The following is a 20,521-nucleotide window of genomic DNA, read 5'->3' as shown; positions in this document are numbered from 1 at the left end:
CAAAGTAGCAAATGTAACGTTAGTTGAAACTTCTGCAAGTAGGGGATTAAATCCAACATGGGGGTCGAATCTGTATGCTTCTTATTTTTTGTTCAGATCCTATGAATAAAAATGCAGTTGACTTTGATTATGAGAAGGAATTCTCTATAGCTAAATCTCTTGGATTTTCTATCCTGTTAATAAGTCTTGAAGAGTTGTTGGAAGGCAATACTGACAAGTCTCTAAGTAAAATTAATGCAGTTGTATCTCATGAATCAGCGCTATATAGAGGCTGGATGATGAAGCCCAGGAACTATGAAGACTTATACAACGGTTTACAAAAGAAGAATATATTTCTCGTTAACAATCCTGATGAATATATGAATGGTCACTGGTTTCCCAATTCCTATGAAAAGATGAAAGACTTAACTCCTTATAGCAATTGGATTCATATTGAAAACCTGAAAAATGATTTCGATCAAATCTATAGGAATCTGTCTGAGTTTGGGAGCAAACCGATTATCATAAAGGACTATGTGAAATCCAGGAAGCACGAATGGAACGAATCTTTTTTCATACCGAATGCTTCGGATAGAAATCATGCAACCAAAGTCATTAAGAATTTTATTGATCGACAAGGTGAACACATGAATGAAGGCATAGTGTTTAGAGAGTTCGTGAATCTTGAAAAAATATCTATCCATTCCAAGAGTCAGATGCCGCTCTCAAAGGAATATAGATTGTTTTATTACCAAAAACAATTTCTTTTTCAATTCGATTATTGGGAAGATATTCATTACGATGATGAGAAACCTGATTTAACCATTTTTAATCATCTTGCTCAGAAGATTGAAAGCAACTTTTTTACGATGGACATCGGAAAAACAGATTCTGGTGACTGGATTGTAATTGAAATTGGGGATGGGCAAGTATCTGGCTTGCCAATTGATTCAGATATTCTGGGATTTTATACATCGATTAAAGAGTTTAAAGTTATACGAACCAAAAGCCTTTGAGCCCGCGTCCTATAAGGATTATTGTGACTGTGATACTTCGCTTTTCTCGGACTTACTTCGCCTAACTCTTTTGAAATCAGCTGGTTGGCTAGGCGCGGTAACTATTAGTAGCGGTAATGGTCGGCGCTTGTCCCCCATTACAAATTATGTCTGAATACAGCCCGTCATGAACAGCCGTCTCATTGTTGTGTTAGCATTATTATGATAAAATTATGTTACATTAATGAGGGGTGATGACATGCCACATATTAGACCGGTTTCGGATTTGCGCAATAATTTTGCTGAAATTTCAAGGGTTGTACACGAAACCTCAGAACCCGTATTTTTGACCAAGAACGGTTATGGTGATATGGTTGTGATGAGCATTGAAGCGTATGAGCGAAAGCAATTTGAAAGTGACATTTACTTCAAGCTTAAAGAAGCTGAACTTGAGGCCAAGTCTACGGATAAGCGATATTCGCATGAAGAAGTGTTTTCGGAATTAAGGGCAAATCTCGCTGCTAAGATCAATGGGAAAAATGTTTAAGTTGGACTATCTGCCTTTGGCATTACAGGATTTAAAGAATATATCCGACTACATTGTGGATACGCTACACGCACCAAAGGCTGCTGCGGATTTATTGGATGCTATGGATGAATCCATATCCAGGCTACAGCAATTCCCTTTCTCTTGCAGGGTATATCAGCCCATAGATGATATGAAGCATGAATACAGGATCTTGCCAGTCAACAATTATTTGGTATTCTACGTTGTGAGTGAACAAGTGGTTGAAATCCATAGGGTGATCTATGCGAAGATGGATTTGACCAAGATGATTAAATGATACGAAACAAGGGAGGCAGCGGTGCTCCCCTAATTAAGTTTAAGAGCCCTAGATCCCAACTCTAGCGGCTCTTATTTTTTATAACCATCTCCTTATACGCCGTTGCTAGCTTGCTAGATTTTCATATATTGATAGCAAAGGCATAAGGAGATGATCGTATGACTCAACGTAAATACACATTAAAACAAGACTTAGAAGATGTGCGGGATTTCATATTCCGCTCCCTTCACATGGATGCTGCCATGCTCCCAGAAAGTGTCGATTTACGAAAATTCACCTCACCTGTGGTGGATCAAGGCTCGCTGGGCAGCTGCACGGCCAATGCGATTGCTTCCGGGCTGCGGGAATATTATGAAGTGAAAGCCGGGCAGCCTTTAACACGGTTAAGCCGTTTATACCTCTATTGGCATGAGCGCTCGATGGAGGGCACCATTTCTTCCGATGCAGGCGCGTATATTCGCGATGGCATGAAGGTTCTGCAGACGATTGGATGCGCGCCAGAAGCTGATTTCCCTTATGATGTTTCCAAATTTGCGGAAACGCCTTCCGCCAAAGCCGAAGCGAACGCCAAAACTTTCAAAATCAACGAGTATCATCGCGTGACCTCATTTGCCGCGCTGCAATCCGCACTAGCCAGCGAATACCCGGTCGTGCTAGGCATTTCCGTGTACGACAGCTTTGAATCCGCTGATGTCGCGCGCACAGGGATGGTTCCGCTCCCTAAACATGGTGAAGCTTTGCTTGGTGGACATGCTGTTCTCGCTGTTGGCTATAAAAAAATAAATGGAACGGTCTATATCATTGTCAGAAATTCATGGGGAACAGGCTGGGGCGATCAAGGTTATTTCTATTTACCAAAATCGTTTTTTGATAAAGGCTACGTTTCCGATATGTGGACAGGCAAATAGTGAAGACCACCTATCTAAAAACCTTGCGACTAATTTCGCAAGGTTTTCTTTTTATCACAAGCAAATGTTTATTAAAAGAGAGTGAGCGGCGGTTATTTCTATGGCAAGTAACTGGCAGGATTGTGCCAACAGATGGATAATTTTTTAATAACAATGATTTTCAGAGGAGAGATGGTCAATTGAATCAAGAGATCGTCATTAATTTACCGTTAGAGACTCACGAAGTGCCAACTTTAAGAGAACTGGTGGGGTGGGATGGCAGGCATTTTGATTATCCCATTTTATTTGAACGCTGTAATTTCTGGGCCGGACTAAGGGATGAGAAAAATGAATTAATAGCATTCGGTTACATTGCTGGAATGGGATTGCAACACGGATATATGGAAGATATTATTGTGCATCCGCAACATCAGAGAAAAGGGATAGGCCAAGCCTTAGTTAAGAAATTACTTGAAGAGGCGGAACGTTTTGGGTTAGAGATTGTAACTTTGACTTACGCTTCTAAACATACTGCGTTTTACTCAGATAGTGGGTTTGTTCCTTGTCCTGGAGGGGTTTGGAGGAGGAAGGATTAAACTAACGGGGCAGTTTGGTTATAACAATTTTTGCACATTACTAAGAAAAGAGAAATATGTATTCTATAAGTTAAAGGGCAGGTAGAAACAGATAAGCTAAATTATGGAGGATGAATAAATGTCATATGAAATCGTAGCTTACCAAGATAAGGATCATGATAAATTAGTGGATATCTGGCATAAAGCTGTAGTTCATACCCATACATTTCTGACGGAAAATGATATTCAATTTTATCATGGCATCGTTAAAAACGGAGCACTAAAAGAAGTGGAAATTTGGGTGGAAATGAATGGAAATACAGAACCTGCAGGGTTTATCGGGCTTGACGGAACAAAGATAGAAATGTTGTTTGTAGACCCCAATTACCACGGAAAGGGTATAGGGAGCAGATTAATTAACCATGCTGTAAAACTAAAAGGAAGGAATCTCCAGGTTGATGTTAATGAGCAAAATGAAGGAGCGTATGCATTTTACAAAAAGATCGGATTTGATCAGGTGGGACGATCAGAAATAGACAGCTCAGGTCAACCATTTCCCCTACTTCACTTGGAGTTAAAAAGTTGATTTACCGTAGAAGGTGTTACCGTTGATAGGAGAAAGTGCTAAGAATTGGCACTATTTAGAGCCAGATTAAAGGAGCGATTTCATGCAAGACCTACTGGATAAGTGGATTATTGAGGCCGATTTCAACAGTATGCAGACAGCCATGGAGTCAGGCAATATGACATCTGAAAATCTGGTCAACGTTTATTTAGATCGTATCCAAAGGTATTCTGGGCTAAATGCGATTATCGAAATCAACCCTGATGCTATCGACATCGCGCGCGCATTAGATAAAGAAAGGGCTTGCACGGGAAGTCGAGGGCCGTTGCACGGTATTCCGCTTTTATTGAAGGATAACATTGATACTCATGACAACATGCACACAAGCGCGGGAGCTGTAGCTCTAGCGGATTCCTATGCGGTGGAAGACTCATGGGTGGCAGCGCAGCTTCGTTCAGCAGGCGCTGTTCTCCTTGGAAAGGCGAATATGACCGAGTGGGCTAATTTTATGTCTTCCACCATGTGGGCAGGCTATAGTTCAAGAGGCGGGCTAACTTTGAACCCCTATGGACCAGGGGAATTCTTTGTCGGCGGATCCAGCTCAGGTTCGGCTGCGGCTATAGCGGCAAACTTGGCAGCTGCAGCTATTGGAACAGAGACAACTGGATCCATCATTTGTCCAGCGAGCCAAAATTTCATCGTCGGATTGAAGCCGACTGTCGGTTTAATTAGTCGAGCAGGGGTCATTCCGATCTCGAATAGCCAAGATACTCCGGGTCCTATGACTAGAACGGTAAAAGACGCAGCTATTTTGTTGGGAGTACTGGCAGGCGTTGATGAACGGGATTCTAGCACCTTCGAAAGTGTAAACCGCTCGTATAAGGACTATACGCAGTTCCTCGATAATAGCTTTATAAAAAAAGCTAGAATTGGTATCCCAAGATTTTATTATCAGAACTTGGATCCAGAGAGATTAGCCATCATGGAGGCAGCCATAGCCCTATTAAAAAAGGAAGGTGCCACTGTTGTTGACCCTGTTTCTCTTCCTTGTGAGCTGGTGAACTGGAATTTTGATGTTAAGCGTCATGAGTTTAAAAAGTATGTCAATGATTACTTAGCCAGACTGCCCGCATCCATACCTGTACATAGTTTGTCGGAAGTAATAGCGTTTAATCAAAACCATACGGATGTCGCATTAAAATATGGCCAATCCCGCCTAATCTGGTGTGATGAAACATCCGGATCGTTGGAGGATACAGAATATCTGGAGAGTAAACGGAAAAATGAGGAGTATTCCCGCGCTCAAGGAATCGACGCTGTTTTAAAACAACACGATCTGGATGCTTTATTATTGCCTGGTAACTACGACGGCACGGACATCGCGGGAAGAGCGGGATACCCTTTAATTACAGTCCCAGCCGGGTTTGCATCCGTAGGAAGCACGACATCGGAGGGATGGATTACGAAAGGACCGTTCGGCGTTGTTTTTTCCGGCTCTGCTTATAGCGAACCTGTTCTAATCAAACTTGCGTATGCTTATGAACAAGCGACGAAATATCGGTTTCCTCCTTTAGTACTGTCCCAATAGGCTTCTATCACGTTCTCGCAAACCCTCCGTTGGCCGATATGTTATCATGCCGAGCTCAATGCCGAAGAAAATAAATACCAGCTGTGGCTGGAATATATCGATGGCGTATCCGGTGTAGACTTGACCGGCGACATGTATGAAAAGGCTGCGCTGGAGTTAGGGCGCTTTCAAGGCAAGTTGTATGCGGAGCAGCCTGCTGTACTGCAGAGCTTGACCAACCTGAGCCATGCGGATCTCATGAAGAATACGTACCTGCATTATCGGTCATGGCCGATCGTTTACGAATATATCCGTTCGGAGGACTGCGAATTCCCGCTGCACGTGCAGCATATGCTCATCGACATCGATGAGCAAGCAGAGGAGATATTCGCCCGTATCGAGAAATTGCCCCTCGTGCTATGCCACCGAGACTTCTGGGTAGCCAACCTGATCTATGCTGAAGGGAATATCGCGCTCATCGACTGGGATACCAGCGGATGGGGCTACCTAGGCGAGGATCTTGCAAGCCTGATCGCGGATGAACCGGATATCGATCACATGGTCGAATACTACCAGCGTTGTGTCCCCGCGTATTACAAAGGCTTTTCGGAATATGCACATGTATCCGGAATCGCTGAGCATTGTGTCTACGAGATGATTCTTCTCATATTCGGGTACAGGCTCGTAGAGGGGTATCTTCATTCCGAAGTTGAGGATGAGAAGACGAAGTATGCCCATACTCTCCAAAAAATCTATGAAATGAAGACTATGCAATTATCATGTTAACCCGATGATGTATTTGTTAAAATATTCCTTTACATTTGTGCTTTTTCATATATACTATGGAATGGTAATTATATACAAAGATGGTTAAGGGGGATTTTTGAAATGTCGATGGAAACAACAAACTATGGGCTAGATCAAAGAGAAAAGGTTATGACGGTGAAAAATTGGCTAATTACTAGCTTAATTTTGATGATTCCAATCGCCAATATCGTCATGTTATTTGTTTGGGCATTTGGTGACAGTGCCAACAAAAATAAGTCTAATTACGCCAAAGCGAGCTTAATAATGATGGCTATTTTTATTGTATTATATGCTATTTTTGCAATTGCCTTCTTTTCTTTATTCGCAGACGTACTGAGCAAAAATACTACTTTTTAGAGAATTCCAATGTAAAAACATAATCTCACCTCACACCTCTGCGATATTGCAGAGGTGTTTGTTTTACATGACGCTGAAAAATTCGATAGAAATGCTGCAGGTTATTGAAGCCAGAGCCGAGGGCAACATCAATAATGGAAAGCTCCGTTTGCTCCAATAATTTTTTGGCTTCTAATATTCTTCGGTTTAACACATATTCGAATACTGTAAAATGGGTCGTCTCTTTGAACAAATGGCTTATATAATATTTACTCAGCCCAAATTCGGCTTGAAGCTGCTCCAGGGTGATCGGCTTGGCGTAATGTTCATCGATAAAGCGGATCAGTCCCCTAATGTACGGATTAAAGGCAGGAGACGGCTGCTGCTGGTCTGCTAGTTCCTTAAATCGGATTAACAGCTGGAGTAAATTCAGCTTTACCTTGGCCTCGGCTAACGGATCGCGATCGTTCAATTCATGCGCGGACACCACCGATTTGAAAAGAGACGTCAGTGCGCTTCGCTGCTCCAGCTTCGTCTCCACCTTACGTGGACCTTGATGAATTAACCAGTCCAAGGTGGGCTCCAGCCCGGCTTCTCGAAGTATCCCTTGAATGAACTCTTTGCTGAAATTAATCACATATCTTGCATAAGGGCGGTTCGGCTGGTAGCGGATCCGATGGATCTCGTATTCGTTAATGAAAAAGAAGTCGCCATCCCGGATCGTGTAATTGTTGTCCCGTACGAAAATTTCAAGGTCCGCTTTGACAAAGAAATCAAGCTCGAAGGCATTATGATAATGGTGAATGACTGGTTTTTTCCCGATTTCCCTATCATGGGTATAACTTATGGAGAAAGGCGGGGTTCGGTCATAAGGAACATTGTAGTTCGACATGGTCGTCCGGTCCAATTGCAGGCTCCCTCCTTCAGTAACGACAGCACTCTCAATATATTATAGCAAGATAGGTGAATGTATGGGGAGAAAAACAAGATAATTGAAGACGCTCTCACGGCTCGGATGATACGCTTAATTCGAAAATATCAAGCTCTTACTCTCTGGAGGCGAAAGAGATGGATTCTATGAACTTAACGATTATCGGCGGCGGGAGCGTCAACTGGATGGTGGGGCTCATGCGGGACGTGTATTTGTTGGACGAGATTCAAGGTGGCGAAATCAGACTGGTCGACCCGAACCGAGAGCATGTTGAGGCTGTAGCCGCTATGCTGCACACTTTCAATAGGCTTCGTAACAAGGAATACCGGATCCGCATTATGGATGATCGGAAGGAAGCGCTGCAAGGAGCGGACTTCGTACTGACGACGTTCAGTCCAGGAGCGATGGATGCGTTCTGGAATGATCTGGAGCTGCCAATCCAATACGGCATCCGGCAGCCGGTATCGATGACGGTTGGACCATGCGGCATCTCCGCTTCGCTGCGTACGGCACCGGTTGCCTACGAGCTTGTGCAGGAAATGGAGGAGATATGTCCGGGTGCCTGGCTGTTCAATGTGACGAATCCCATGAGCGTCGTCACTAGGGCCATGAATAAGGCGGCCAAGAGTGTCAAGGTCGTCGGCATGTGCCATGAGCTGCATGCGGCTCCGAAATATTTCGGCCCGATGCTTGGTTTGCCCAAACCTGAGGGCATGAACGTGACTGATTATCTGTACCGTTGGCTTCCGGAGCAAGGGTTTCATTATAAGGTTGCAGGGGTCAACCATTTCATCTGGCTGACGAAGGCAGAGCTTAATGGCCAAGATGTGCTGCCTCGAATCCGCGCATATGCCCAAGAACATTGGGATATTGAAGACGAAGGAGCAGCAGGACAAAATGATTCCTTTCATAATAAAAGCGCAGCGAAGCTGGCATTATGCCGTCAGTTTGGGTACTTGCCGCTGGCAGGAGACCGCCATCTGATCGAGTTCTATCCAAGTCTGTGCAATGTGAGAAACGGGTACGGCATGAAATACGGTGTGCTCAAGACGACGGTAGACGCCAGGCGCTTGACGAAGGTGCATCAGCTGGACACGATCCGGCAGCTGGCAAACGGCGTAAAAGAGGTTTCCTGGCAGCGCTCCGGCGAAGAAATGACGGAAATCATGAAGGCTGTTGTCACTGGCGGCGAGACGCCCGCGATTGTTAACGTCCCGAACGAAGGGCAAATCGGAAACATGCCTAAGGACGTCATCGTGGAGACACTCGCCACTGTTGGATCGAGCGGGATTCACCCGTGGTCTTCGGGTGATCTGCCTGGTCCGGTCGGCAGTCTGTGCAGGCTTCATGCCGATGTACATGAGCTTACGTTGAAAGCGGCGCTGGAGGGCAGCCGGGAGACGCTGATCGAGGCGTTAAGCCTGGATCCGCTTAGCGGGCTCGCTGATTTCTCCGAGCTCGGGGAGCTGGCTGACAGCTTGCTACGGGCGAATCGGAGCTGGCTGCCGCGTTTTTTTAACTAGAGGGGAGAGGAAGCAGTGAATACGGTTAAAGGTACCATCTTCAAACATCAATTACAGAAACGCAAGGATGAGCTAACAGGGCGGACTGTGACTCAGCTCACTTCACTGCCTGGAAATCATCATCATTTATATTTTACGAGCAGCAGCTTTACCGAGGATAATCAACAAATTCTATATATCAGCGACCTGGGCAGCGGCAATCCGAATGTGTTCAAGCTGACGCTGGAAGACGGTACGGCTGTTCAACTTACGGACAATAGTGACGGCCTGATGAAAAGTTATGTGTACTATGACGGCAATCCGTACCGCGGTTTCGCCAAAGCAAGCCCTAGCTTTGCTCCTGCGGCAGGTCTTTTGCTATATATTCAAGGCAACGAGGTGCGATTGCTCGATGTAAACGGGCTGGAGGAAAGGATCGTTTATCAACTCCCGGCAAACGTGATGACCGGATTTACGCATTTGTCTGGTGACGGACGATACGCTTGCGTCCCTTATATCGATTCAGCCGCGTTTGAGGTTGGAGATGGTAATCCTTTCAGCTCCATTCGGGAAAAGGTGAAGCGGGACAACATCAGCTCACAAGTCGTCGTCATCGATACGATTTCAGGGGAAACGCTCTACAATTTTACGCACCAGGGCTGGGTTACCCACGTTCAGTTCCACCCGAACGATCCGCGAATCATTCTGTTCAACCATGAAGGCGGGATGGTCGATCAGCGTATTTGGCTGTATGATCACGGGAAGATCTCGAAGGTGAGGGATCAATCGAACGGGGGACCGTCTTTGTGGATTTGCCATGAAATGTGGGCGAATCAAAACCATGCGGTGATATATCACGGAACCCGAGGCGTACCTAACGATCCGGCGATGAAAGAAGTAGCGAAAGAGCAAGAACCGATTGTCAGCTTTGTCGGTTATATGGATTCACGGGAAGGGATGTACACGGAAGTAAGCTTTTCACCTGATATGACGGCTTATGGACATTTCACTACAAGTACAGACGACTCACTGCTTGTGACTGACGGCATTATTGATGCCCACAGTATTCATCTGTGCCGGATAGATTGGCTGAGCGCCAAGCTGGACATGACACTTCTCTGTCTCCACAACAGCAGCTTCTCTGTGCAGGACGTGCATCCGCATCCCATTTTCAGCCATAACGACCAGTACGTTCTTTTTACCTCGGATACTCATAATGAACGGACCCAAGGCAATATTTATATCGTTGATTTGCACGAAACTGTATAAGTCAAAGGGGGTTATACCATGCATCCTTTTATGGGAATAGAGCAGTGGGACAAAATTGGCATGTCAGTAGCCGAATCAGCCAACCGGCTGCACCGGCTCGCTTACATCGATAGGCAGCTGGCAAGAATCGAAGCCGGCCATCTGATTGCCAGGCCGGAATATGAGCTCAAAGGCGCATTAGCCCGGATGGTGTGGCAAGATGCTTCCTTCAATGAGCAGTGCCGCAATCGCTGCAGGCAACTGCGACTAAGCACGGCGGCATTCGATAAGTGTCCCGACATTGCGCTCGAACGGTTGACGAATCAAGTGCTCGATTCCGCAAGCACACTAACTTTGTTAGTTGCGTTGTATGAAGTGGTGAAGCCGGCTCAGCTGGAGGCCATCGACGATTATATGCAGCGAGCGCAGCCTATTGTCGACGAGCCGACCATCATGATGCTCCGGCATCAGCAACTTGACCGGCAGATGCAAATCGACTGGGGCCAATCAACCGTCACGGAGCTGCTTCAATCCGCCTCGGAAGAGGAACGCCGGGATGCCGAGAAGTGGAAATCGCTACTCGAGAATTTGCTGCAGCGAGCTGGGGGCATCAGTGGTACGGAGCCAAGGACGGAGCATGAGCCCTTAATGCCCGAAGCAGCCTTTTCGTTTGAGCTGCCGAATGTTTCGATCCGGGATAGCCGATTTAAGACAAACCGGCGCAAGTTCGACGGAATGACGTTCGAGGACAACGACGCAGGCCGGTTTGAGGCGATGATGCTGCACCGGTTTTATGAAATGACGGCAACCGAGGCGCTCGCTTACATCTATTTCAGTGCGGATAGCAAGCCATGGGCCTTTCATTACGATGTGGCTCGCCATCTGTGGGACGAGGCGCGTCATTCCTGGTTCGGGGAGGCTGCGTTACGGGCAAAAGGAAGGAATGTTTACGACATTCCAAATTGGATTGGATTTTACGAAATGTGCGTAAATGAATTTGATAGTATTGACGAAGCTTATACCCACCTTACGATTGCCATAGAAAAAGCAGCCATGAAATATCCTCCGGGGAAGCGGGAAGAGTGGGAGTTTTGTCGCGATAAGGTTCAGGATCCGTTGATGACGACGTTTCAGGATTTCGATTGGGCAGATGAGGTCGTTCATGCTGGGTTCGGACAAAAATGGATCATTCATGATGTACATCAAGGGGATCAGGATCAAGCACAGTTGGCAGCAGCCGTTACGCAGGAGAAAAGAACGAGGTTTATGGAGCGGGCGGTGGGGCAGGCGACCTCCCACAAGCAAGTCACCGACCGTTTTGCCGGTGGTTACTAGGTGTAATACTAACTAAATTGTACCCTATCGAGGAGACACCTGACTCGATAGGGTCATTTTTTTTATACAATCGAAAAAGAGAAATATAGTACATAAATATAAGCATTTATAGTATATTTAATTAGTTGTCTGAGTTTAGCAATTAGAGTGGCAGAAAGAAGTGGTACAAAAATGAAAGTTAGCCTAACCGCACTAATCCTATTTGTTATATTAGGAACGACCGGGTGCAGCCATTCCGTGCAACCTGAAAGTTTAGTTTCCTTACCTAATACACAAGTCATCTCACCTGTACACATAGAACCCCAACAAAAAGTGATAAAGAAAATAGATGATTCTAATAGTGAGCAAAAAAGTGAAAGTGCTGTAGTCATCAATAATGTGAAAAAAGACGGGCTTAAAGTGGCCTTAACTTTTGATGATGGTCCTGATGAAAAATATACGCCGCTCATCCTGGACATATTGAAGAAGGAGCAGGTGAAAGCGACTTTCTTCGTAGTCGGCGAACATGCGAAAGAGCATCCGAAAATGTTGAAAAGGGTTGTAGATGAAGGTCATGTTATCGGTAACCACTCGTGGGATCATGCCAATCTTTCTGAAGCGACTGCCGATAAGATTGAGAGTGAAATTGGATCAACGGACGATATGATTAAGCAAATTACAGGTGTAGTCCCCACTTTATTTCGAGCACCCTATGGTGCGGTTTCTCCGCAGGTTCTTAATGCATCTATGAAATCTGGCCATCAAGTGATTGGTTGGTCCGTTGATACGTTAGACTGGGATGGGAAAAGTGTTCCGCAAATTCTAAGCAATGTACGAAAAGAGGTTGGACCAGGCGCAATAATTCTTCAGCATTTTGCAGGTGGGAAGCATGGGAAACTCGGTAACACGGTAGAGGCGCTTCCTCAAATTATCTCCTATTTGAGACAAAAGGGTTATACCTTAGTGACGGTTCCAGAACTACTTGCTGCCAATTAATTTTACCTTTATTTCAAGGCTGTTAGACTGCGATATTTAGCAGGCTAACAGCCTTTTGAGTCGTGTAGGAGGCTGCCGGTTATCGCTGTTGGAGAATGGAAATCATCGTGATTTCTGAGGAGATGGAGGTATCAGCGGGGGACCTTCGTCCATTTCGGCAGTACCTCTATAGACTGATGGCGCAATCCCGATCCAACGCTTGAATTGGCGGCTGAAGTGGGCGCTTGTTTTATACCCGAGTATCATGGCTATGTGATCGATGGACAGGTCAGTCTGCAGCAGCAAGCGCTGTGCCTCGCTTAACAAAATTTCCGACATATATTTGCGGGGAGCTTTCCCGTATACCTGTTGAAATACCCGATTCACCTGGGATGGACTCAGATTCAGCGATTCGGCTATATCTTGGACGAATTTTCTCTCGTTGTCTTCCACTTGGCCATGAAGCAGGCTGCTTCGGATCGAAGATCCAATATTTTCGGCGATGCGGCTGGCCAGTAATTCCTTTTTCGTAAGCACGAAGTTGTCGGTTTGGGACAATTGTTCCACGAACGTTCCCAAAAGCTCAAACACGGCTGCGTACATTTTCATGCTTTTTGCAGCAGAAAGTGATCGATTTTTGTTTTCAGTGGCAAAATTGCATAATTCTGTTAAGAAGGGAGCCAATTCTTTGACAAGGGGAGAGGAGGACTCGTAGCATGTGGCTTGACGGCGCTCCAGCTCTTTGGAGAAAGCGGGATCTGCTACGCTGAAATGGATGCAAAAATAAGTGAAGCCACGAGAGCCTGCGGACTTGCATGAATGAATGATTCCCGGACGTATGAAAAGCAGATCTCCCTTTTTTTGATCATAAATTTGACCTTCAATCATCATCTTCATGTCCCCTTCGATCACCCAATGAAGCTCGTACATCGGATGTTCATGGGATGGATAGGTCCAACTGGGACCCACATCGCGAACATGCAGCCCCATCAGGTGAAAGGACATTCGAACGTCGGGAAGCCTGCCTATTTCAACCATATCGGCGATCATTTCAGACATTATATACGTCCCCCCTTGCTTTTCGATCTATTCTACACCATTTATACAGCGCTTTCAATCGGGAGGGAATGCAAGAAATGGGTAAATGTTGTAAACGATTAGCGCATCGTCAACTCCAATATAGTAGTGGTATGTTAGTATTATCACAGGTCAAAGGCAGCTAATTATGCAATTTCAAGGCGTCGTCAGCATATGCTGGCTGAATGAATGAATCAGAGGGTGGCCGATTTATTAAAGCGATCCGGCTCACTGCAATCAAGCTGGTATACTAGGGTAACTAGTCATCTTATATTTTTGTAAGCGCTTTTTTGGAAGTGCTTCAAAGATGAATGGCGGCTCGTCGGGCTGGAGGAATCTTATGAGTATTCAAATTGACATTTCAAGAGACAAAAGAGGACTAATCCGGGATTTCGTTTATGAAACCTTGAAGAAAAACATCATGGAGCTGCGACTCGAACCGGGGCGGTTTATCTCGGAGAAAGAACTGGTCGAAATGCTCCAAGTGAGCAGAACACCGATTCGGGAAGCATTGGTTAAACTGACTCAGGAAGAATTGATTGAAACGACTCCTCAGAAGGGCTCCATCATATCGCTTATCGATTTGCAGCATGCGGAAGAATCCAGATTTGTCCGAAAAACCTTGGAATCCGCCGTTGTTAGAGAAGCATGTGAGCTGCTTGACAAGGAACAGGTGCTTCATCTGCAAAATCTTATCTCGCTGCAAGAACTATGCGAATCCGAACAAAATTATGGGCGTCTGTTTGAGCTTGATGAAGAGTTTCACAAATCGATTATGATTGGCTGCGGCCGGGGACGTACATGGGGACTCATTCAGCAAATGGCAACGCATGACAACCGCATTCGTATTTTACGGCTGGCTTCCGATTCCGACTGGAAAATTATACTTGCCCAGCATCATGGCATTGTTCGTGCCATCAAGGAGAAAGATCCCGACCAAGCGGAAAAAATGATAAGAGATCATTTGGAGCTGCTCTTGATTGAAAAAGAAAATTTGAAGCTGAAGCACACCAAATTTTTCAAATAAATCAAAGGAGTGAAAGACGATGATAAAAGTAGCCGTGATCGGTGCCGGCGGTATCGCAAATGCGCATTTGGAAGCGTATGCAAACTCGTTCAAAGGAAGATGCGAAGTCGTTGCGTTATGTGATATTTACAAGGAAAAGACAGCCGGGCATAAAGAGAAATTTCAGCTCGATTGCAGGGTCGAAGAGGACTATCGTGAGCTGCTGGACAGCGACATTGATCTGGTGTCGATCTGCACTCCGCCGTATACGCATGCGCAAATCGCTATCGACTTTTTGAGAGCTGGCAAGCATGTATTGGTAGAGAAGCCGATGTCATCTTCCTTGGAAGAATGCGATCGCATGTTGGAAGCGGCTTCAGAATCGCAGCGTATACTGTCCGTTATCGGGCAAAACCGGTTCAGGGATCCTATCATGAGGCTGAAGCGCACGCTCGACACCGGAAAGGCAGGCAAAATCGTGCATGCACAGGTTGATTCCCACTGGTGGAGAGGGCACTGCTATTACGATTTGTGGTGGAGAGGCACTTGGGAAAAGGAAGGCGGCGGCTGTACGCTGAACCATGCCGTTCATCATATTGACATGCTGCAGTGGACGATGGGGATGCCGGATAAAGTTCAAGCAGTGATGAGTAATACTTCGCATGATAATGCGGAAGTCGAGGACATCTCCATAGCTATTCTTTCTTACGGTAATGGAAGTCTGGCACAAATAACAAGCTCTGTCGTGCATCACGGAGAAGAACAGCAGCTTATATTCCAAGGGGAAAAGGCGAGAATTTCCGCACCCTGGAAAGTTTATGCCTCCACGTCCAAGGAAAATGGATTTCCGATTCGGAACACTGATCTCGAGGAAGAGCTTGAGAACAATTACAACAGTATGGAAGACCTCCCGTACACCGGGCACGCCGGACAAATTGACGATGTGATGAAGGCGATCGAAAGCGGATCACTGGAGGTACTCATTGACGGTCGTGAAGGACGCAAAACGCTTGAACTGATTACGGCCATCTATGAAGCGGCTACTACAGGCAAGAGTGTAAGCCTGCCACTAACGAAAGACAGCTTATTCTATTCAAGAGACAGCTTGCTCGCGAACGCACCGCATTTTTACGAGAAGACCGCATCGGTTGTTTCCTTCTCGAAGAACGACATTACTCTCGGCAGCGATTATAAGAAGTAACTGCTCTGGGCAAGTTGAGAAACCAGTGAAATGGAGGTAGTCGTTTATGCAGGCAATGAACAGTAGTGTTGTTCTGGATAAGAAGGAAAGCGTCGCAATACCGCAGCAAAAAAAGAAAGGCTTATCGTATTATATAAGACTTGATTACATGCTTTACCTGATGTTGCTAGTTCCTATTGCATATATCGTGACATTTAAATATGCACCTATGTATGGCATACAAATTGCTTTTAAGGATTACAACATTTTTCAGGGCGTCAGCATGAGTCCATGGAATAATTTTGAAACCTTCAGGCAAATCTTTTCCTCGCCACAATTTTTTCAAGTTGTTAGAAATACGTTGATGCTGAACTTTTTGGATTTGCTGCTGGGATTTCCAGCACCGATTATCTTGGCCATTTTATTAAATGAACTGGTATGGAATAAGTTCAAAAAGATTAGCCAGACCGTCTTGTATCTGCCGCATTTCCTTTCCTGGGTTATTATTGGCGGCATTGTTACTCAGCTGCTTTCTCCCACAGGTATGTTAAACTCCTTAATTGGCCATATGGGTGGGCAAGCGTTACCGTTCCTCACGAACAAATTTGCATGGGTTGCAACTTATTCTTTAATTGGCGTATGGCAGAACGCAGGATGGGGAACAATTCTGTATCTTGCTGCTATGACAGGAATCGACAAACAGTTGTATGAAGCTGCGGACGCAGACGGAGCAGGAAGATTAAGAAAAATATGGCATATTACGCTGCCGGGTATCCGACCAACCATTGCAATTCTTCTGATTCTGCAGCTCGGTAACATTATGGCTATTAATTTCGATCGTCCATTCAACATTCAAAACAACCTTGTTATGGATTATGGGGACGTTATCAGCACCTATGTTTATCGTGTAGGGATTCAATCTGCGAACTTTTCAATTGGTGCAGCTGTGGGCTTGTTCCAGTCTGTTATTTGCTTAATATTCTTGGTAACCTCTAATTTTATTTCCCGTAAATTAGGGGAAAACGGAATATGGTGAGGAGGCATCGACAATGTCACATACGTTTAAGAATAGAATGATTGACTATACTGCAGCAACGGTTATTTTAATTGCGGTTTTTATATGTCTGGTTCCTTTTCTTTATATTCTCTCCCAATCACTTAGCTCTAACACGGCGATTATATCCCAAGCTGTTACCATCTACCCCATAGACTTTAATATAGAAGCTTATAAAGTTGTTTTCAGGGATGCTGGTATGTTGTACTCCTTGTTTTATACGATAATTCTGACGGCCGTATTTGTGCTCGTATCTTTGACTGTTACTATATTGGCAGCGTATCCGTTGACCAAAAAGAGGCTTAAAGGCAGAAATGTTTTATTGTTATTGATGGTGTTTACCATGTATTTTAGCGGCGGGTTGATTCCGGACTATCTCAATGTAAAGAATCTGAGCCTCTTGGACTCGCCATTATCATTGATTCTCCCGGGTATGATGAGCGTATACTACATGATCATATTGAAATCGTTTTTTCAAAGCTTGCCTGAAAGTCTGGAGGAAGCTGCACACTTGGACGGATGCAATGAGCTGCAGATTTTGATCAAGATCGTGCTGCCTCTTTCCAAGCCGGCACTTGCCACAGTCAGTTTACTGTATGCCGTATTCCGGTGGAACTATTTTCAGGATGCTCTTTTCTACATTACAGACCAGAAATTCTATACGATACAGCTTAAGCTGTATAACGTTATCAATCTCTCACAGCAGATGTCCGGCGAGAACCTCATTGTAAATCTGCCTTCCGAGGCGTTGAAAGCGGCAAGTATTATGTTTGGCACAATTCCGATTCTTCTTGTGTATCCGTGGCTTCAGAAGTACTTTGTATCCGGTATTATGATTGGTGCCGTTAAAGGCTGATATGGGTTTGTGAAATGGATGATTTCATCTATTTCGCGAGTTTATATACGATTAATTTAAAAAAGGGAGTTGGGTTCTTTGAAGGTAAAGACAGGAAGATCTATCGGTTTTTCTTTGGCCGCCCTATTACTTGCTTCTACATTATCCGCCTGCACGAGTAGTTCACCAGCGGGCACAAACGCCACTGCTACAGCAAGCGCTGGTACACAAACGGCTGCAGCAGGTGCTGCAAAAGAACATCGAACATTAACTGTTGAAGTTTTCGACAGAGGTAAACCCGGACAGCCGGATTTGAATGATAACTTCTGGACGAAGTATATCAACGATAATTTCGGCAAGCAGTTTAATGCCACAGTAAAATTTGTTTCCGTTCCTAGAGCCCAGGAAGTAGACAAATTGAACGTATTGATGGCATCCGGCCAGGCACCTGACATTACGTTCACGTACAACCAGGGTGTTGTTTACAATTATGTACAACAAGGTGGCTTGGCAGAACTTGATCCAGTTCTCAAGCAATATGGATCTACACTTACCAAGTATCTTGGTGATGATGTATTAAAATATGGAAAGTTTAATGGCAAGCAATATTCTATACCGGGCAAGAGGACCGTTCTTGCAAGTTCAAACACTTTTATCCGTAAAGATTGGCTTGATAAATTGGGGCTTCCTGTTCCTACTACACCGCAACAATTCTATGACACCATGGTTGCCTTCAAAGAGAAGAATCCCGGAAATGTAAGCGGTGTCATACCGTACGGTTATTCCCTGCAGCCATTAAATCCCGGATTAAGTTTCATACCAGAAGCCTTTAAACCATCTAATCTTACGGAAGAACAGTTTGCTACCCTTCAGCCGCAATCGATCTGGTTGGCCAACTGGAGCATGCCGGGATTTGATAAAGCGGTTGGGTATGTCAACAAAATGTATAATGCCGGTTTAATTAGCCCGAATTTCGCAACGGATAAAGATGGAAAACTGCTGGACGCAGATATTTCCAACGGAAAAGTGGGAGCATTCCAAACAAACTGGGATGGTCCGTACAGAACGGCTCCCGGCACCTATGCCAACCTGGCTAAAAATGTTCCTGGTGCTCAGCTTGTTCCAATCGATCCATGGCAAAATGATGCGGGCAAACATCCTAAAAACGGGTACAGCCCAAATGGTATGTATATCATCATCCCTAAAACAAGTAAAAACGTTGACCTTGCCATTCAATACCTCAACTGGATGAGTGACCCTAAGGTAACCCTTTTCCTCCAAAACGGTCAGGAAGGCGTAGACTACAACATGGTGGATGGCGTTCCAAAACAAACAGGAACGACAAATACAGGAGATAAGATGATGACGGTTGCTAACAACCTGGACTATGACATCCTATCCAATGGTATTGAACTTGGGGATCAGAAAAAGAATGATGCAGCTATTTCTTCAGGATATCCCGGTTATGAAAAGGATGCAGAAAATGCTTTGAAGGTAAGTATGGTGGACTATTATGCCGGCTACTTCTATTCCATCCCGAATGCGGCTGATGCCAAAAACAACGCAGCGCTTAAGAATCTTTCCGCACAAATGCTTGCAAAACTAATTGTTGCTAAGCCGGCTGAAGTTGATGGCTTGTACAAATCATTGGTTCAACAGTACATGGATCAGGGTGGGAAGGCCGTTGAAGACGAATTTATAAAGAATTATAAGGCTCAGAATGGTAAATAGGTGAGAGTCTAAACGAGATAAAAGCCGGACAAGGGATTTACCCAAGTCCGGCTTTTTATTATGTTGTACTTACTTCTGGATCTATGCAAGCAAGAGAAGAAGACAACGGAACAGTGAAATTGTTAGGAGTTTTTGAGTTGCTTCTGTCCAGTGCGATATTCGAATAATTTAGATCGAAAATGGAAAATATAGGGTTCTAAGATTCTTGCATTTTATCCGTAGCGTATAAGTGGTTCGACATCATCGAGTCGGAATATAAAGGAGACGTATACATGCCAACTGTAAAGAACTTTGACCCTAAAGTGATTTCGCTCTTACAAGAGAAAATAAAACGAATCCAAACAAACAAAGGAGCTATCTATCTAGTTGGCCCCATAAAATTACCCGTTAATTTACAGGGAGAAACCGTCGAGTTTAAATGGTATTGCTGGCTGAACTGCAATGAGGTGACGGACGATTTTGAGCGTATAGTGACCAAATTATCTGCTGCTAATTTAGCTGAGCTTCAACAATCGAGTGTACTTGTCCATGGGGATTTTTCAAATGCCGATCATGCCTTGATCCGTTTTCACTCGATCTGTCATACCGGAGATATATTTGGCAGCAAGCGATGTGACTGCGGATACCAGCTCAAACAGTCAATGAAACATATTGCCGAACATGGAAACGGAGCGTTATTTTATCTGGCAAACCATGAAGGAAGAGGCATCGGGCTCTTTAGTAAAGCACTTGCTTATATACTTCAAGAAAATGGATTTGATACGGTAGATGCGAATCTTCAGCTTGGTTTCGTGGATGACTCCCGTGATTACAGTGATGCCATCAAGGTTTTGCAGACGCTTAGAACAAAGCCCGTCACCTTGATTACGAATAATCCGAGGAAATTGGCTGCGCTTAGGAAGGCTGGGCTGGATGTAGAGGATCGTGTTCAGCTTTGGGGAGATGTCTCTGAATATAATGAGAAGTATTTGAAAACGAAAATCGAGCGATCAGGACACCTAAACGAAGGTGAAGACTGCTGTAACAATGACTAACTGGGAGTATTAGCTGGATTACACTTTACAATTTCTTATTGCATAGATAAGACCTAATAAACAATCACTCGCTAGTAT

General features: G+C 44.8%; 20 protein-coding genes and 1 pseudogene. 19 read left to right on the top strand and 2 right to left on the bottom strand.

Annotation, left to right across the window (positions count from 1 at the left end; all coding sequences use genetic code 11):
* The first annotated feature begins 74 nt into the window (after window positions 1–74).
* The 9 genes and pseudogenes from PCH02S_RS16705 (at window position 75) to PCH02S_RS16665 (ending at window position 6,577) form a co-directional block, all read left to right on the top strand.
* Window positions 75–995, top strand: a complete 921-nt coding sequence (locus PCH02S_RS16705) for an ATP-grasp domain-containing protein (protein ID WP_127454959.1) — start codon at window positions 75–77, stop codon at window positions 993–995.
* A 238-nt stretch (window positions 996–1,233) separates the two neighbouring features.
* Complete coding sequence (locus tag PCH02S_RS16700; RefSeq protein WP_127454957.1) at window positions 1,234–1,521, top strand: type II toxin-antitoxin system Phd/YefM family antitoxin; 288 nt, start codon at window positions 1,234–1,236, stop codon at window positions 1,519–1,521.
* Entirely contained in the window at window positions 1,505–1,819 is a 315-nt protein-coding gene (locus PCH02S_RS36970; RefSeq protein ID WP_407670087.1) for a type II toxin-antitoxin system RelE/ParE family toxin, read from the top strand. The genes PCH02S_RS16700 and PCH02S_RS36970 overlap by 17 nt, the downstream gene beginning before the upstream one ends.
* 158 nt (window positions 1,820–1,977) lie before the next feature.
* The gene (locus PCH02S_RS16690) at window positions 1,978–2,727 is read left to right on the top strand and encodes a C1 family peptidase (RefSeq protein WP_127454952.1); all 750 of its coding nucleotides are present in this window, start codon (window positions 1,978–1,980) and stop codon (window positions 2,725–2,727) included.
* Window positions 2,728–2,906: 179 nt separating this feature from the next.
* Window positions 2,907–3,302, top strand: coding sequence for a GNAT family N-acetyltransferase (locus tag PCH02S_RS16685; RefSeq protein WP_127454950.1), 396 nt, complete (start codon window positions 2,907–2,909; stop codon window positions 3,300–3,302).
* A gap of 118 nt (window positions 3,303–3,420) precedes the next feature.
* Window positions 3,421–3,867: an acetyltransferase gene (locus PCH02S_RS16680; RefSeq protein ID WP_127454948.1), complete on the top strand. Its 447-nt coding sequence runs from the start codon at window positions 3,421–3,423 to the stop codon at window positions 3,865–3,867.
* Between the two features lie 82 nt (window positions 3,868–3,949).
* Window positions 3,950–5,434, top strand: coding sequence for an amidase family protein (locus PCH02S_RS16675; RefSeq protein WP_127454946.1), 1,485 nt, complete (start codon window positions 3,950–3,952; stop codon window positions 5,432–5,434).
* A 9-nt stretch (window positions 5,435–5,443) separates the two neighbouring features.
* Window positions 5,444–6,199, top strand: a pseudogene (locus PCH02S_RS16670) (aminoglycoside phosphotransferase family protein); the annotation flags it as partial.
* A gap of 102 nt (window positions 6,200–6,301) precedes the next feature.
* Window positions 6,302–6,577, top strand: coding sequence for a hypothetical protein (locus PCH02S_RS16665; protein WP_218033159.1), 276 nt, complete (start codon window positions 6,302–6,304; stop codon window positions 6,575–6,577).
* A gap of 25 nt (window positions 6,578–6,602) precedes the next feature.
* Here PCH02S_RS16665 and PCH02S_RS16660 read toward each other — a convergent pair whose 3' ends face one another.
* A complete protein-coding gene (locus tag PCH02S_RS16660) occupies window positions 6,603–7,463 on the bottom strand; it encodes an AraC family transcriptional regulator (RefSeq protein ID WP_127454944.1) in 861 nt (286 codons plus the stop codon).
* Window positions 7,464–7,624: 161 nt separating this feature from the next.
* Between PCH02S_RS16660 and PCH02S_RS16655 the strand changes: the two genes are divergently transcribed.
* The 4 genes from PCH02S_RS16655 to PCH02S_RS16640 all read left to right on the top strand — a co-directional run bounded on the left by PCH02S_RS16655 (window position 7,625) and on the right by PCH02S_RS16640 (window position 12,547).
* Window positions 7,625–9,010, top strand: coding sequence for a family 4 glycosyl hydrolase (locus tag PCH02S_RS16655; RefSeq protein WP_127454942.1), 1,386 nt, complete (start codon window positions 7,625–7,627; stop codon window positions 9,008–9,010).
* Between the two features lie 15 nt (window positions 9,011–9,025).
* Window positions 9,026–10,258 (top strand): oligogalacturonate lyase family protein, encoded by a 1,233-nt coding sequence (locus PCH02S_RS16650; protein WP_127454940.1) that lies wholly within the window; start codon window positions 9,026–9,028, stop codon window positions 10,256–10,258.
* An 18-nt stretch (window positions 10,259–10,276) separates the two neighbouring features.
* Complete coding sequence (locus PCH02S_RS16645) at window positions 10,277–11,572, top strand: hypothetical protein (protein ID WP_127454938.1); 1,296 nt, start codon at window positions 10,277–10,279, stop codon at window positions 11,570–11,572.
* Between the two features lie 237 nt (window positions 11,573–11,809).
* Window positions 11,810–12,547, top strand: a complete 738-nt coding sequence (locus PCH02S_RS16640) for a polysaccharide deacetylase family protein (RefSeq protein WP_246069122.1) — start codon at window positions 11,810–11,812, stop codon at window positions 12,545–12,547.
* Window positions 12,548–12,649: 102 nt separating this feature from the next.
* Here the strand turns inward: PCH02S_RS16640 and PCH02S_RS16635 are convergent, their stop codons facing one another.
* Window positions 12,650–13,585 carry a helix-turn-helix domain-containing protein gene (locus PCH02S_RS16635; RefSeq protein WP_127454934.1) on the bottom strand — a complete coding sequence of 312 codons (936 nt, stop codon included), beginning with the start codon at window positions 13,583–13,585 and terminating at the stop codon, window positions 12,650–12,652.
* 358 nt (window positions 13,586–13,943) lie between these two features.
* Here PCH02S_RS16635 and PCH02S_RS16630 point away from each other — a divergent pair, with 358 nt between their 5' ends.
* The 6 genes from PCH02S_RS16630 to PCH02S_RS16605 all read left to right on the top strand — a co-directional run bounded on the left by PCH02S_RS16630 (window position 13,944) and on the right by PCH02S_RS16605 (window position 20,443).
* Complete coding sequence (locus PCH02S_RS16630) at window positions 13,944–14,630, top strand: GntR family transcriptional regulator (protein WP_127454932.1); 687 nt, start codon at window positions 13,944–13,946, stop codon at window positions 14,628–14,630.
* A gap of 19 nt (window positions 14,631–14,649) precedes the next feature.
* Entirely contained in the window at window positions 14,650–15,810 is a 1,161-nt protein-coding gene (locus PCH02S_RS16625) for a Gfo/Idh/MocA family protein (RefSeq protein WP_127454930.1), read from the top strand.
* Window positions 15,811–15,856: 46 nt separating this feature from the next.
* Window positions 15,857–16,825 (top strand): ABC transporter permease, encoded by a 969-nt coding sequence (locus PCH02S_RS16620; protein ID WP_407670086.1) that lies wholly within the window; start codon window positions 15,857–15,859, stop codon window positions 16,823–16,825.
* 13 nt (window positions 16,826–16,838) lie between these two features.
* The gene (locus tag PCH02S_RS16615) at window positions 16,839–17,699 is read left to right on the top strand and encodes a carbohydrate ABC transporter permease (RefSeq protein WP_127454928.1); all 861 of its coding nucleotides are present in this window, start codon (window positions 16,839–16,841) and stop codon (window positions 17,697–17,699) included.
* A 78-nt stretch (window positions 17,700–17,777) separates the two neighbouring features.
* A complete protein-coding gene (locus PCH02S_RS16610) occupies window positions 17,778–19,409 on the top strand; it encodes an extracellular solute-binding protein (RefSeq protein ID WP_127454926.1) in 1,632 nt (543 codons plus the stop codon).
* A 272-nt stretch (window positions 19,410–19,681) separates the two neighbouring features.
* A complete protein-coding gene (locus PCH02S_RS16605) occupies window positions 19,682–20,443 on the top strand; it encodes a GTP cyclohydrolase II (RefSeq protein WP_127454924.1) in 762 nt (253 codons plus the stop codon).
* Window positions 20,444–20,521 lie beyond the last annotated feature (78 nt).

It is taken from the genome of Paenibacillus chondroitinus NBRC 15376 (assembly GCF_004000765.1).
Taxonomy (GTDB): domain Bacteria; phylum Bacillota; class Bacilli; order Paenibacillales; family NBRC-103111; genus Paenibacillus_E; species Paenibacillus_E chondroitinus.
The sequence above is the reverse complement of the archived record's forward strand: the minus strand, read 5'-3'. Positions and strand labels throughout refer to the sequence as shown.

What these genes read in the sequence shown, in the direction of transcription:
- PCH02S_RS16705 (WP_127454959.1), top strand. Translation starts at nt 75, where the DNA reads ATGCTTCTTATTTTTTGTTCAGATCCTATGAATAAAAATGCAGTTGAC.
- PCH02S_RS16700 (WP_127454957.1), top strand. Translation starts at nt 1,234, where the DNA reads ATGCCACATATTAGACCGGTTTCGGATTTGCGCAATAATTTTGCTGAA.
- PCH02S_RS36970 (WP_407670087.1), top strand. Translation starts at nt 1,505, where the DNA reads ATGGGAAAAATGTTTAAGTTGGACTATCTGCCTTTGGCATTACAGGAT.
- PCH02S_RS16690 (WP_127454952.1), top strand. Translation starts at nt 1,978, where the DNA reads ATGACTCAACGTAAATACACATTAAAACAAGACTTAGAAGATGTGCGG.
- PCH02S_RS16680 (WP_127454948.1), top strand. Translation starts at nt 3,421, where the DNA reads ATGTCATATGAAATCGTAGCTTACCAAGATAAGGATCATGATAAATTA.
- PCH02S_RS16675 (WP_127454946.1), top strand. Translation starts at nt 3,950, where the DNA reads ATGCAAGACCTACTGGATAAGTGGATTATTGAGGCCGATTTCAACAGT.
- PCH02S_RS16665 (WP_218033159.1), top strand. Translation starts at nt 6,302, where the DNA reads ATGTCGATGGAAACAACAAACTATGGGCTAGATCAAAGAGAAAAGGTT.
- PCH02S_RS16655 (WP_127454942.1), top strand. Translation starts at nt 7,625, where the DNA reads ATGGATTCTATGAACTTAACGATTATCGGCGGCGGGAGCGTCAACTGG.
- PCH02S_RS16645 (WP_127454938.1), top strand. Translation starts at nt 10,277, where the DNA reads ATGCATCCTTTTATGGGAATAGAGCAGTGGGACAAAATTGGCATGTCA.
- PCH02S_RS16635 (WP_127454934.1), bottom strand. Translation starts at nt 13,585, where the DNA reads ATGTCTGAAATGATCGCCGATATGGTTGAAATAGGCAGGCTTCCCGAC.
- PCH02S_RS16630 (WP_127454932.1), top strand. Translation starts at nt 13,944, where the DNA reads ATGAGTATTCAAATTGACATTTCAAGAGACAAAAGAGGACTAATCCGG.
- PCH02S_RS16625 (WP_127454930.1), top strand. Translation starts at nt 14,650, where the DNA reads ATGATAAAAGTAGCCGTGATCGGTGCCGGCGGTATCGCAAATGCGCAT.
- PCH02S_RS16620 (WP_407670086.1), top strand. Translation starts at nt 15,857, where the DNA reads ATGCAGGCAATGAACAGTAGTGTTGTTCTGGATAAGAAGGAAAGCGTC.
- PCH02S_RS16615 (WP_127454928.1), top strand. Translation starts at nt 16,839, where the DNA reads ATGTCACATACGTTTAAGAATAGAATGATTGACTATACTGCAGCAACG.
- PCH02S_RS16605 (WP_127454924.1), top strand. Translation starts at nt 19,682, where the DNA reads ATGCCAACTGTAAAGAACTTTGACCCTAAAGTGATTTCGCTCTTACAA.